Below are 14,198 nucleotides of genomic sequence, written 5' to 3' on the forward strand. Positions count from 1 at the left end.
GATGAATTATGATATCCAAAATATTATTAAGATCGGTTGGCAGACGCCGTTAAATGAGTTTTACAATGTAAAAACTAGTGAAGATCAAGAAGTTTCTGCTAATCGATGCAGTTATTATAGTGACTTGCTTCCTAGTCAAGATTTTTCAGTTGAAGTCAGTAATCAAAAAATGCTTGCTAGCCTGTCAGCAACGGGCAAGATAAAGTCTATTAGCTTTTTTAGAGAAGCATATTATACTGAAGACAAGCCGGGAACTTGGGTTTCAAATGGCTTTGTTCAAGAACAGAATCTTGATACAGAAGTCGAAATAGCTAAACAAACAAAATCGCTGTCTAGTGCCGACCACCAAGTAGATTACGATTTGATGTTTAATATCATACCGCGGTTTATTCACCACTATCCGGCAGCTAATGTTTTACAACTATTTTTGCCAATTTATCAAAAAAATGGGCAAGCAATTAGTGGGCTAATTGAGCTATGTGCAATTAAAAGTAAGAATAAAGCGGATAAGATTATTTTTCCTAATTGCTATCATCTGAAATATTCAGATCGCCACCATCTTAAGCTGGATTATAGTGAAGATCAGCGTGTGCTGGCGAAAAAGAGTGGCTGGTTAGTGATAACGGATCCGAATGCTACTTTTAATGTTTCAAAGGATACGATAAGTCAAATAATTTCTGCTTCATTTATTCAAACAAAGCGTAAATTTGGCAAGCTTGAAATGAAGGATAATCCCAAATTGGCAGCCTTAATTATGCGCAAATCTGTCAATGCTCTGAACAGTATTTGCTGTTCAACATCTGGAGAAGTAGTGGGAGCAAATTGGGGCTCAAGTCCGGTTATTAACCGAACGTGGCTACGCGATATGTTTTATGCTAGTTTACCAGCAATTTATTTTGATCATGATCTAGCTAAAAAGATTATTTTGTGGTTTGCCCAATTTGAAATTAAGCCGCGTGGTGACAAATTTGCTGGTGGTATTCAGCATTCAGTTGTCAATTCATTAAATAGTACTATTTTACTGACTCTTTATTTGCAACAAACAAATGACATTGCATTTCTTAAGCAACATCCCCAGGTTTGGCAACATATTTTATATGTAATTAATTACCTGATAGCCCATCGTGATCAAAAATATGGTTTAGTACAATCAGAATGGCTTTCTGACGGGATTGCTTTGGGTAAATTCCATACGGGAACACAAATTGCGTTTTGGGCTGCTCTAAGTGGTTTAAGTAAAATTTATCGTCAGGTTTTGGATGATGAAGTAGAAGCAACTTATTATGCCGAAGTGGCTAATGACCTTAAAAATAACATTAAGAAATATTGCCTAGTCAAAGACAAAAAAGGTAATAAAAAGTTTCCAGAAGGAATTAACCCTGGTGGTAATAAGTTAGCGGTTGATGCCCGTATATACGAAAAGGACCTTTTGGACCAAGGATTGGACTTTTTAACGCGTGTAACGAAAAACCAGCAGATAAATTTGGAATTTCACGATGGTGAAGAAACTGATACGACTTTAGCCCCATTTTATGGTTTTAATGATGTTCTTGATAAATGTTATCTGAATACCCTAAAATTTGCGGCTAGTTCAGAAAATCCTAGCTACAGTTCTTTAAGTAAGGGAATTTCTTGGGGAAATCAATCTGAAGCGACATTTCCTGGTTATATTACTTTACTTATGGGCACAGTTGATGAGTCACAAAAATTTGATGATGAGATTACTTTGCTTTCCAAACTAACTGATTTAGATGGCAGCTGGTGGTGGTGGCCATATGAAGTTGGAAAGAGTGGCAAAAATGTGGTGCGCTTTAATCATTGTGGTAAATGTGGTTGGAGTGATGGAACTTTCAGCGTATTAATGATAAAAAATCTATTGGGAATCAAATATGATGCGCCTGAACGTACATTTTGCCTTGCACCATTGAAATGCGTACCTAGTTTTACCTGGCAGCATTTTCCATTAACTAATGATTTAACTATTGATATTGCTTATCAAAAGGATGGGGATAGTCAGAAATTGGAGCTAGCCCTTCATGGTACTTTTACCCAGGCAATTTCAGTTACATTTAGCCCGCAACAAGCGGCTACCGTTAAAAGTGAGCGGCTAACGGTTGGTAAAGATATTCAACTTGAAACAGAGGTTAGATAGATGTTCAACAATTTAACAGAATTTTCTTCATTTGAAACTAGGGCAATTACGCCAGAAAACCCGACAGGTGAAAAAGGAAAAGCGGCTATGACGGCTAGTAATCTAGGAAAATCACGTAAGGGCAGGGCAAGCATTACGTTACCGCAAAATGAGGAGGTCACAATTGCTGAGATAAAGGGTGCCGGAGTTATTAAGCACCTTTGGTTTACAATTCGTGATCATACAGAAATGGGCAGTTTCATTATGCGTAATACAATTTTGCGAATTTACTGGGATAATGAAACAGTTCCAGCAGTTAATTGTCCTTTAGGTGATTTCTTCTGCAATGGTTTTGGTGAGCGCTACAATGTAAATTCTTGTCCAATTGTGGTGGCCCCTTCGGGAGGGATGAACTCCTATTTTGAAATGCCTTTTAAAAAGGCTGCCAAAATCACGATTACTAACTTGTTTAAACAAGATATCCGTTCTTTTTTCTATACAATTAATTATGAACTGCATGAAGAAACTGATGTAAAGAATAAATTGTATTTTCATGCATATTGGAATAGAGAACGAGAAACAAAAATTAAACAAGATTACAGTTTATTGCCACAGATTAATGACTATGGTTATTATATCGGTACTTTTATTGCCTTAACGGCTTTAGAGCGCTATTGGTGGGGTGAAGGTGAATTTAAATTTTATCTTGATAATGATCAGGAATTTCCAACTGTGACTTCTACCGGAATGGAAGATTATTTTGGTGGTGCTTGGGCATTTCACCAGAATAATCAAGATGGCACAACATCAATGGCCACATTTTGTACACCTTACCTTGGTTTTCCTTATCATAGCAATATTGATCATTCCCGAGAGCATTTTAGTACCGGAAAACCTAATTCGCCACATGCCTTTGGTAATGATGGATTACCCCAGAATGCTTTGTATCGTTGGCATTTAGTTGATCCAATTGAATTTAAGCAGAATATTCATGTTACTCTGCAGCAAATTGGCAATGATGATATCGGCTTATTCGAACGAAGTGATGACTTATCTTCGGTTGCCTATTGGTATGGTAGTAAAGCAGCCGGAATCAAAACGGACTTACCAACATTAACAAGTCTGCGGCCACGTTAACGGGGTTATTACTAAAGTTACTTGAAGTTTGCTATAATGGCTGTGAAAAAGGAGAAAAAGCCGATGACACGATTGCAAAAAATGGTCTTAAAACCGAAAGAGCAGTTAGTTACGCGGCTTTTTTTGTCGCCCAAGCTCAAGCAAAACCTAACTGTTTTATCCTATAGTACTTATGACTTAGTCGCTGCAATGAAAGACTTAAGCGAAAGTGATCCCTTTGTTTCCTTAGGTAAATCACAAGAAGAAAGTCATAATTTAGAATGGCTTAAGGATAGTGAAAGTGAGAGCTTACTCGATCATTTGTTAGCACAGGTGCGTTTAAGTGACTGGAATAATAAAGTTAAAAAGGCAGTTAAGCTCTTAATCTATCATCTAGCTGATGACGGCTATTTACGAACCGACTTGGCTGAAATTGCACAGGGAGCTGAATTTTCAATTGATGAACTGCAAAAGGCTAAGGAATTTTTGCAGACACTTGACCCGTGCGGAATTGGAGCTAAAGACTTAAATGAGTGTTTATTAATCCAGGCAGAACAAAAAAAGGATTTTGACCAAGTTGCGTTACAGATCTTATTAGCTGATGACTTAGAAATGCTGGCAGATCCGCAAAAGTGGGGACTTACGCAATTCTCTGAAAAGCAATTAGAAAATGCCTTAGCTTGTATTCAAACATTGGATCCTGCTCCAGCAAGTGAGTATACAACTGGTACTAACACACAATACTTACTACCAGATTTAATTTTTAAGGTAGAAGATCAGCGACTGACTATTGAAACCTTTCAAGCGCAAATTCCAGAGCTATTGTTTGATGAGCAGACCTTTCAAGAATTGAAAGGCCAAGCAAAAGAGCGGCAATATTTTACGGAACAAAAACAGAGGTATCTTGAGTTAAAAAACGCAATTGAGCAACGACAACAGACCATTTTGCGTCTTGGTAAATACGTGGGGGAGTATCAACATGATTTTTTAATCACGTTGCAAAGAGAAAAGTTGAAACCATTGGGTCTTAAGGAAACCGCAAAGGCGTTGGATCTTGCTCCAAGTACGATTAGTAGGGCAATTAAAGACAAATATATCCAGTGTCAAAATAAGATTTTTAGTTTGAAAATGTTATTTCCGCGCCAAGTGGCACAGGATTTATCCCAAGAACGAATTGAATATGATTTACAAGAATTGGTAAAAGCGGAAAACAGTCTTGAACCCTTAAGTGACCAGCAATTAGTTGCCATTTTTGCAAAACATGGAGTAGAGCTGAGTCGGCGGGTAATTGCAAAATACCGGAAAAAATTGGGCATACCTAATAGTTATCACCGTAAAAGAAGCTAATAATTTTACCCAAATAAAAAGCTTAGTGCTGTAGCACTAAGCTTTTTTGTTAATAATTTTTAAGGTAAGTCATTACCAGCTGCTAAGTAGATATCGTACCATTCTTGTGCGGTCAGTCGAATATCTGCCCCTTTGGCACTGTCAACGATATGCGCTGGCGTCATTGTCCCAATAATTACTTGGTCGATTGCAGGATGACGCAAAATCCATGCCGCCGCGATGGCATTCTTGGAAACACCTTTTTGATCCGCAATTTTTTGTAAAGCATCATTAACTTCAGGGAATTTAGGATTACCAATGAAGTTGCCCTCAATTTGACCGTATTGGAATGGTGACCATGCCTGCACCGTCATGTGGCGCAAACGTGAGTAATCAAGGATGCCACGATCATGATCAATGCTGCGTGCATCTGTCATATTGGTGTGAATATTAAAATCAATTGGACCAGTATGCATGACACTTACTTGCAGTTGATTAATTAATAGTTTTTGACTTAAACCAGCTTGCAATAATTCAACTTGCATTGGGTTAAAGTTGGAGACACCAAAGTGCCGTACCTTGCCTTCCTGTTGCAGTTGATCGAAGGCAGCAGCGATTTCTGCTGGATCCATTAAAGCATCAGGTCTGTGAAGTAGTAAGCTATCCAAGTAATCAATTTTCATTCTCGAAAGAATACCGTCAACGGCAGCAATGATGTGCTTTTTAGAAAAATCGTACCGCGTAGTTTTATAATCAAGGGCTTCGTTTTCATAAATACCCGTCTTAGATTGAATATAAAAGTCGTCGCGCTTAAGTGAAGACTTTGCCAAAGCTTCACCAAAAATTTCCTCGGACTTGCCGTGTCCATAAATATCAGAAGAGTCGATATAGTTGATACCGCAGTCATGTGCTGTTTCAAGAGCCGTTACTGCATCAGCTACTTTTAATTGATTCATCCGCATAATGCCAAAAGCAATTGCAGAAGCTGTGAAGTTGGTATTGCCAATTTTAATTTGTCTCATATTATACCTCCTGCTTTTTAGTATAAGACAAACTGGCGGGAAAGTGCGCGTTACAGTGAAATTTAATTTTTACTGAAAACATCTCTTAAAAATACTAATATTTTTTTAAAGTTAAATTTATTTTAAGATAAAAACGTAATATAATAAAAGATACAATTTTTATTTATAGACTTAAAGTCTAATTAGGAGGGAAAAGTTATGAGTAATAAGATTGGGATCATCGGTGACGGCCATGTTGGGAGTACTGTGGCACAACAGTTAATTATTTCGGGATTAGTTGATGATTTGGTTTTAATCGATGAAAATAAGGCAAAAGTAACCGCTGATGAACTAGATTTTCAAGATGCCATGGCTAACTTAAAGCACCACGTTAATATTGTCATCAATGATTACTCCGCCTTAAAAGATGCGGATATTATAATTAGTGCTTTTGGTAATATTGCGTTAGAAGCTGGCGGCGAACGGTTTGCGGAATTGAAATTTAATAAAGAAAGAATTGGTGCGATTGCTTCCGCAATTAAGGAAAGTGGCTTTAATGGTATTTTAGTTGCAATCACTAATCCAGTTGATGCGATTACTAGCATGTACCAGGAATTGACGGGCTTACCGAAAAAGCACGTCATTGGTACTGGTACCTTGCTCGACACTGCACGGATGAAACGAGCAGTGGGCTCCCGCTTGCACGTTGATCCCCGCTCAGTTGAAGGCTTTAACCTAGGGGAACACGGTAATTCACAATTTACGGCTTGGTCGACAGTTAAGGTCTTGGAAAAACCAATTACGGAGCTGGCTAAAGAACAATCGTGGAAGTTGGAAGACTTAAATGATGAAATTAAATTTGGTGGTCAAACTGTCTACAAGGGTAAGCAATATACTAACTATGGTATTTCAGCGGCTGTAACTCGTTTGGTTGAAACAATTGAAAGTGACGCCCACACTGAGATGCCAGTTTCTAATTACCAGGAAAAGTACGGCACTTATTTATCATACCCAGCAATCGTTGGTCGCGATGGAATAATTCAGCAAGTTGAATTATCATTAACCGAGGAAGAAGAAAAGCTGCTAGAGGCTTCTGCCGCAACAATTAAGGAAAAATCACAAGATTAAGTAGTATTCTGGGGAAATGGTGACTATATAGTTGCCATTTTTTGCTTATATTTAAAAATAAGATGCATATGAAAATTAGTTGCGGTATTCTTATAGTAATGAAAGTGATTACAGGAGACTCATATGAATAAAATTAAGGATGACTATATTTTAGGACTCGATATCGGGACCAATTCCTGTGGCTGGGCGGTCACGGATAAGAAAAATACTCTTTTGAAGTTACGCGGTAAGACGGCAATGGGCTCACATTTATTTGAAGAAGGGCACTCTGCTGCTGACCGGCGCGGCTTTCGGACTACACGTCGTCGCCTTAAAAGACGCAAATGGCGACTAGGTTTGTTAGAAGAAATCTTCGCGGAGCCAATGGCTGAAGTTGATCCGGGCTTTTTTGTCCGTTTGCATCAATCTTGGGTATCGCCATTAGATAAAAAACATCAGAAGTACGAGGCCATTGTTTTTCCAACTGCCAAAGAAGATGCTGCCTTTTACAAGGATTACCCGACAATTTATCATCTGCGGCAGGCCTTAATGACAGAGGACAAAAAGTTCGATTTGCGTGAAATCTTTTTGGCGATGCATCATATTGTTAAGTATCGGGGCAACTTTTTACAAGATACGTCAGTTAACGATTTTAATGCTTCTAAAATTGAAGTAGAGCCGGTAATTAAGGAACTCAATAATTGTTTTAGTGATTTGGTAACTGAAAAAGATGATCAAATAGAACTACAAGTAGCCAATGCTGCAGAGGTTGAAGCAGTTATTAAGGGGGAAGATGCTGCTAGAACTATCTATAAAGCTGATAAAGTTAAGAAAATTTCCGCTTTGTTAACTAACGCTACCGACAAAGTTACTAAAAATGTGGCCAAGCAGATTGCTAATGCCATCATGGGTTATAAGACGCAATTTGAAACGATTTTAGATAAAGAAATTGATAAAAGCGATAAAGCTGCTTGGGAACTTAAACTAACCGATGCAGATGCGGATGATAAACTTGAGGCTTTACTCCCAGAACTAGAAGAGCCAGAACAAACAATTATTGCTGAGATTAGAAAATTATTCAGTGCAATTACCCTTAGCAATATTGTTGATGAAGGCAAGACTTTGTCTGAGTCAATGGTAAATAAATATAATAAACATGCGCAAGATTATCAATTGCTCAAGAAAGCAATTGATAGTCAAGCGGATAAGAAAAAAGCCAAGACATTGGGCTTAGCTTACGATTTATACGTTAATAACCGGCATGGTAAATTGCTTGAAGCTAAAAAAGAATTAAAGGTTAAGGGCGTTTTAGCTAAAGATGATTTTTATAAAATAATTCAAAAAAATGTCGATGATTCAGATGCAGCTAAACAAATTCTACATGAAATTGAGCTTGATAATTTCATGCCAAAGCAGCGCACAAATAGTAACGGTGTCATTCCATTTCAGCTGCACCAAATTGAGCTTGACCGAATTATTGCTAAGCAAAGCAAATATTATCCATTCTTGGCAGAAAAAAATCCGGTGAAGCAGCACCTAAAACAGGCCCCATATAAGCTTGATGAGTTAGTTAGATTTAGAGTACCGTATTATGTCGGTCCAATGATTACGGCTGATAAGCAGGAGCAAACTTCAGGTAAGAGCTTTGCCTGGATGGTGCGTAAAGAAGCAGGTAAGATTACGCCTTGGAATTTTGAAGAAAAGGTTGATCGAGAAAAATCTGCCAATAAATTTATTAAACGCATGACACTTAAAGATACTTACCTTCTTGGTGAAGATGTTATACCGGCGAATAGTTTACTCTATCAGAAGTTTACTGTTTTGAATGAGCTGAATAATATCAAAATTAATGGTAAGCGTCTCAGTCCAACCAAGAAGCAGAAAGCTTACGAGGAACTTTTTGAAAAGAATAAAACAGTTACAGCTAAGAAATTCGCTACCTGGGTGCAAACTAACTATGGCTCGAATGATATTAAAGGATTAGCCGATCCGACTAAGTTTAATTCTAGCTTGTCTAGTTATTACCATCTCAAAAACTTAAAGGTCTTTGATAAAGAACTTGATGATGCTAATTATGAAAAGGACTTTGAAAAAATAATCGAGTGGTCCACTATTTTTGAAGATAAGAAAATTTATCAAGAAAAATTGCGTGAAATTAATTGGTTAACAAATGACCAATTTAAGGCGATTGCTAATTGGCGCTTGCAAGGCTGGGGCAGATTATCTCGCAAATTACTAGTAGGCTTACATGATCAAAACGGCCAGAATATCATGGCTCAGTTATGGGATAGTCAAAAAAACTTTATGCAGATTGTTATGGAGCCGGACTTTAAAGATGCGATTGAGCAAGAAAACCAGGTTATCGTTAAGAAAACAGGTGTTGAAGATATTTTGGCTGATGCGTATACTTCGCCAGCCAATAAGAAAGCCATTAGGCAGGTAGTTAAGGTTGTCAACGATGTTGTTAAGGCTGCCGGTGGCAAAGCGCCCGCGCAGTTTGCTATTGAATTTACTCGTAGCCCCGAAAGTAATCCAAAATTGTCTCAGGTAAGAGGAAGTAAATTGCTAAAAGCATACCAAGATACTGCCAAAGAGTTGGTCGATAAGGATTTAACCAATAGTCTTAAGAATGCGATTACTAGTAGAAAACTTGCACAAGATAAATATTTCCTTTATTTCATTCAGGGTGGTCGGGATGCTTATACTGGTGAAAGGATCAATATTGATGACATTGAGTCCAGGTATGATATTGACCATATTTTGCCACAGAGCTTTATTAAAGATGATTCTTTTGACAATCGTGTTTTGACTTCTAAAAAATTCAACGCACAAAAATCAGACGATGTACCACTTAAGCGATTCGGCGGTAACTGGGTACCAGAGTTAAAAATGACTATTAAAGATATGTGGTCTATGTGGCAAAAAACGGGACTCATCAATAATCGCAAAAAGAACAACTTGCTACTTGATCCAGCTAATTTGAATAAGTACCAAAAATCAGGTTTTATTAATCGGCAATTGGTTGAAACCAGTCAAATTGTCAAACTAGTGTCAGTCATCTTGCAAAATATTTATCCTAAATCTGAAATTATTACGGTTCGCGCGGGTGATAACTCGGCTCTGCGTAAGAGGCTTAATCTTTATAAGAGTCGTGAAGTAAATGACTATCATCATGCACTTGATGCGTATCTCTCCATTATTTGCGGTAATTTTCTTTATCAGGTCTATCCGAAACTTCGACCATACTTTGTTTACGGTCAATTTAAAAAATTTAGCAAAGATAAAAAGTTGCAGGAAGATACTGTCAATAATACTAAAGAATTCACGTTCTTGTGGCCACTACTACAAAAGGATAATGATCAAAGAAAAGCACCCGAAGAAATCAAAGAAGATAAGGGCGACCGCGTAGTTTTTCTCAAGCACCCTGATATCTTTGATAAATTACGCCGGGCATATAACTTCAAGTATCTTTTGGTCTCGCGTGAAACGACTACGCAGGATCAGGAGATGTTTAAAATGTCTGTGTTTCCACGTACCGAACGTGATACTGTTAAGTCGCGTAGCCTAATTCCTAAAGGAAAAGACCTGGATCCTGAAATTTATGGGGGCTATACAGGAAACGCTAATGCATATATGGCAATAGTAAGAATCCGTAAGGCTAAAGATTCAACGTATAAAGTTGTCGGCGTGCCGATGCGTGCTTTGGCTAAATTAAAAAAGGCGCAAAAGCAAGGCAAATATGACGAAACCTTGAAGCAAGTTTTAACCCCACTAGTTATGTTCGATCAGAAAGGAGAGGCAAAGCGAGGAGTACAAGGCTTTGACATCGTTGCTGGGCATATTTTATATAAGCAAATAGTCCTTGATGGTGAACGTAAATTTATGCTTAGCTCTTCTAGTTATATGAGTAACGCCAAACAATTAACTTTATCTTGGGAAACAATGCGTATTGTAACAGATAACTTTACCAAAGATGAAGACCAGGATAGGTTGCTAATTAAGGCTTATGATGAAATACTTACTAAGGTTGATCACTACCTTCCATTATTTGATATAAATAAATTCAGAGAAGGCCTTCATAACGGCAGAGAGAAGTTTGTTACTCTAAAAAAAGACAAAAAGAAATTTATGCTTGAACAAATTTTAAATGGTTTGCATGACAATATGGTGGTTGGTGACCTTAAAGAGTTAGGAATTAAAACGCCATTTGGGAAAATGCAAATGGGATCTGGTATAACCCTTACGCCAGATGCAGTGTTAATTTTCCAATCACCAACAGGTTTATTTGAAAAAAGAATCAAAATTTCTAAATTATAAAAGCCAAAAAAGGGAGCTGATGGTTGTCAGTTCCCTTTTTCAGTGCATAAAAAAACCTCCGCTATAGAGCTGAGGCAGGACGATAAAAATATCGCGTTGAAACTTTGCATAAAAATGCATTGCTTGATTTTAAATCTGGTTGTTAGATCAGTGATGATTAGTTATCATCAATCGGGAGCTACCCGATAAGATTATTTTATCATTTTTTGAAGAATATACAAGGAGAAATTATGGGATGGAGATCAGTGATCATTACGCAACATGCGAAGATGACATATTCGATGAATATGATGGTTGTTCAAACGCGTGATGGAATTAATCAGATACCAATAGATGATATTAATTTGTTGTTAGTTTCGACGACCCAGGCCGTGATCACCAGTGCGTTAATTAGTAAATTGGCAGAAAACCAGACAAAAGTGATTTTTGTCGATGAAAAAGACCAGCCAGTTGTAGAAACTGTTGGTTATTATCCTAGTGCTAGAAACTTATCTAAGTTGAACAATCAGTTTAACTGGGATTTACAGTTAAAAGAAAAGTTGTGGACAAAAATAGTTGACCGCAAAATTACTAATCAGATTACGGTTTTAAAAAATTATCAGCTAGAATGGCAAAATGTCCAAGATGAGCTTGATCAGCTAGAATTAAATGATACTACTAATCGGGAAGCAATTGCTGCACGGAAATACTTCATGACTTTATTTGATAAAACTTTTGTCCGTCGTGATAATAACGCGGTCAACGGGGCGCTTGATTATGGTTATGCGATTTTATTAGCGAGTTTTAACCGTGAGATTGCCGTCAATGGGTATCTTTCATATCTAGGAATCCACCATCATTCTGAAGAAAATTGCTTTAACTTGGCGTCGGATTTAATGGAGCCCTTTCGTCCATTCGTTGATTATTGGGTAAAAGCTCATGAAAAGATTAAGCAGCTGACGCCTGATATTAAATATGGTTTAGTCGAGTTGTTGAGTTTAGAAATAAAATATAACAACAAAAAAACGATCTTATCGAATGCAATTTCTAAATATGTGCATGACTGCTTGTGCTTTTTAAGCGGAAAAACGAAAGAGTTACCTGAAATGGAGATGGCATTAACTAATGAGGTACCGAATGATGCGCTTAATGATAATGTTTGATTTGCCAACAGAAACTGCTCAGCAGCGAAGAGAATACCGTCAGTTTCGGCAAAAATTACTTAATGAGGGCTTTTTAATGATTCAATTTTCTGTTTATGCCCGGGTTTGTGTCACTAGGCAAACGGCAACTTTTCTGGAAAGTAGGGTTAAGAAGTTTTTACCTCATGGCGGAGTAGTACAATCATTGATGGTTACGGAAAAGCAGTATAATGATATGCACTTTTTAGTCGGTAAGCCCGTGGATGATGTTCGTAATAGTTCTGATCGGACGGTGATCCTGTGATATTAGCATATTTAACACATAAGAAATGGGTTTTCTCAGATTCTGGAATCAAAATACTGGCAACTCGAAGTACAATTGTGTACCGCGATTTAATTCAAGGGATTCAAGGAAAAAAATAAAATGCTAATTTGTTCGAGCGACAATTATGATCCAGTTGAAGTTACTAAAACTTTTGACATGGTAGGAGATCCTTTGTTAAGTAGCGATATTACTAAAAAATACTTAACCAAAATTGTTAGTACTTATATTACTAACTTAGACGAAGCCACGCGTAATAAGATAATCTGTGCTTTTAGCAATTTAGAATTAGCATTATCTGATTCACTGCTTCTTGAAGATTTACCGTTAGCAATTAACTTTGAAGAAGATTTAAAAAAGCTACTCAAAATGGCAGATTTGCATCTAGATGAGAACATATTGAACGAACCATATGCTATAATTGAAACAGTTCTAAAAATTCACCAAAACTGTAATTTAAAAACAGTTCCTGTGTTTTGTAATACTACAAATTATTTAGATAATCGGGAATTAGCCGAATTAGCACAGATTGCAAAGCAAATGAAGTTAATGGTCGTTCTAATTGAATTCACATCTTCGGATTTTTTGGTTGTTCCCGAGGATGCGCAATTTTATTACATTGACGAGGATTTAGTCGACTGGTACTAACTACTACATTAAAATTTGATGATAAAACATCGGTTTTAGATGGTTGTTAGATCAGTGATGACTAGAACATTGTCAAGACTTAACTAATAGTGATAAGCGTTTTAGATGGTTGTTAGATCAGTGATGACTAGAACACAACACTATCACAAGTGTTAGGAACACCAGTTTTAGATGGTTGTTAGATCAGTGATGACTAGAACTGGGGTTATTTAGCTAAATGGGGCGTATCAGTTTTAGATGGTTGTTAGATCAGTGATGACTAGAACGGCATTGCAAGCGAAGAAGATGATGATGCGGTTTTAGATGGTTGTTAGATCAGTGATGACTAGAACGTGTATTGAACATGTTAGTTGTGTTTCTGAGTTTTAGATGGTTGTTAGATCAGTGATGACTAGAACATTAAATAAGCATACGTTGCATTAAGTTGTGTTTTAGATGGTTGTTAGATCAGTGATGACTAGAACCAACCTATGATTTCAATGGCCAAAAAATAGGTTTTAGATGGTTGTTAGATCAGTGATGACTAGAACTAATTCTTAAAAATGACTGTGCAACAGTTGGTTTTAGATGGTTGTTAGATCAGTGATGACTAGAACCGATTTCTATATTGATTTAAATCACTTTAGGTTTTAGATGGTTGTTAGATCAGTGATGACTAGAACTCTTCTTCCAGCTCAGCAACAGTTCTTGACGTTTTAGATGGTTGTTAGATCAGTGATGACTAGAACATGAGCAATTAGAACCCCAATCATATCGCAGTTTTAGATGGTTGTTAGATCAGTGATGACTAGAACTCATAAAGATGGCTACAAGTTAGTACATAAGTTTTAGATGGTTGTTAGATCAGTGATGACTAGAACACGAAAAAGCATTTTATCAAGATGAATTAAGTTTTAGATGGTTGTTAGATCAGTGATGACTAGAACAGTTTTGAAGGTATATCCGCAATCATATCGGTTTTAGATGGTTGTTAGATCAGTGATGACTAGAACGTCTGAAGCATATATTATAGCCAACGGGCGGTTTTAGATGGTTGTTAGATCAGTGATGACTAGAACTCATTTTCAATGATATAAACGGTGTTCGGCGTTTTAGATGGTTGTTAGATC

General features: G+C 37.1%; 9 protein-coding genes and 1 CRISPR repeat array (1 of these 10 cut by a window edge). Of the genes, 8 read left to right on the plus strand and 1 reads right to left on the minus strand.

What is annotated here, in order from left to right; all coding sequences use genetic code 11:
• The first annotated feature begins 1 nt into the window (after position 1).
• The 3 genes from GYM71_RS01740 to rpoN all read left to right on the plus strand — a co-directional run bounded on the left by GYM71_RS01740 (position 2) and on the right by rpoN (position 4,594).
• Entirely contained in the window at positions 2–2,152 is a 2,151-nt protein-coding gene (locus tag GYM71_RS01740; RefSeq protein ID WP_220220695.1) for a glucosidase family protein, read from the plus strand.
• Complete coding sequence (locus GYM71_RS01745) at positions 2,153–3,268, plus strand: glycoside hydrolase family 172 protein (protein WP_220220696.1); 1,116 nt, start codon at positions 2,153–2,155, stop codon at positions 3,266–3,268.
• A 63-nt stretch (positions 3,269–3,331) separates the two neighbouring features.
• Complete coding sequence (gene rpoN, locus GYM71_RS01750; RefSeq protein ID WP_220220697.1) at positions 3,332–4,594, plus strand: RNA polymerase factor sigma-54; 1,263 nt, start codon at positions 3,332–3,334, stop codon at positions 4,592–4,594.
• A gap of 59 nt (positions 4,595–4,653) precedes the next feature.
• On the opposite strand, the gene GYM71_RS01755 is transcribed toward rpoN, so the two are convergent.
• Positions 4,654–5,595: an aldo/keto reductase gene (locus GYM71_RS01755; RefSeq protein WP_220220698.1), complete on the minus strand. Its 942-nt coding sequence runs from the start codon at positions 5,593–5,595 to the stop codon at positions 4,654–4,656.
• A gap of 198 nt (positions 5,596–5,793) precedes the next feature.
• On the opposite strand from GYM71_RS01755, the gene GYM71_RS01760 reads away from it, so the two are divergent.
• The 5 genes from GYM71_RS01760 to csn2 all read left to right on the plus strand — a co-directional run bounded on the left by GYM71_RS01760 (position 5,794) and on the right by csn2 (position 13,089).
• Positions 5,794–6,702, plus strand: a complete 909-nt coding sequence (locus tag GYM71_RS01760; RefSeq protein WP_220220699.1) for an L-lactate dehydrogenase — start codon at positions 5,794–5,796, stop codon at positions 6,700–6,702.
• A gap of 123 nt (positions 6,703–6,825) precedes the next feature.
• The gene (gene cas9, locus GYM71_RS01765; RefSeq protein WP_220220700.1) at positions 6,826–10,998 is read left to right on the plus strand and encodes a type II CRISPR RNA-guided endonuclease Cas9; all 4,173 of its coding nucleotides are present in this window, start codon (positions 6,826–6,828) and stop codon (positions 10,996–10,998) included.
• 230 nt (positions 10,999–11,228) lie between these two features.
• Positions 11,229–12,140 (plus strand): type II CRISPR-associated endonuclease Cas1, encoded by a 912-nt coding sequence (gene cas1 / locus GYM71_RS01770; protein ID WP_220220701.1) that lies wholly within the window; start codon positions 11,229–11,231, stop codon positions 12,138–12,140.
• A complete protein-coding gene (cas2, locus tag GYM71_RS01775; RefSeq protein WP_220221167.1) occupies positions 12,118–12,423 on the plus strand; it encodes a CRISPR-associated endonuclease Cas2 in 306 nt (101 codons plus the stop codon). Before cas1 ends, cas2 begins: the two co-directional genes overlap by 23 nt.
• 120 nt (positions 12,424–12,543) lie before the next feature.
• Positions 12,544–13,089: a type II-A CRISPR-associated protein Csn2 gene (csn2, locus tag GYM71_RS01780; protein ID WP_244986838.1), complete on the plus strand. Its 546-nt coding sequence runs from the start codon at positions 12,544–12,546 to the stop codon at positions 13,087–13,089.
• A gap of 32 nt (positions 13,090–13,121) precedes the next feature.
• Positions 13,122–14,198: a CRISPR direct-repeat array (repeat unit 36 nt; unit sequence GTTTTAGATGGTTGTTAGATCAGTGATGACTAGAAC) (it continues 1,137 nt past the right edge of the window).

The sequence above is a fragment of the Lactobacillus panisapium genome (assembly GCF_019469265.1).
In the GTDB taxonomy this organism is placed as follows: domain Bacteria; phylum Bacillota; class Bacilli; order Lactobacillales; family Lactobacillaceae; genus Lactobacillus; species Lactobacillus panisapium.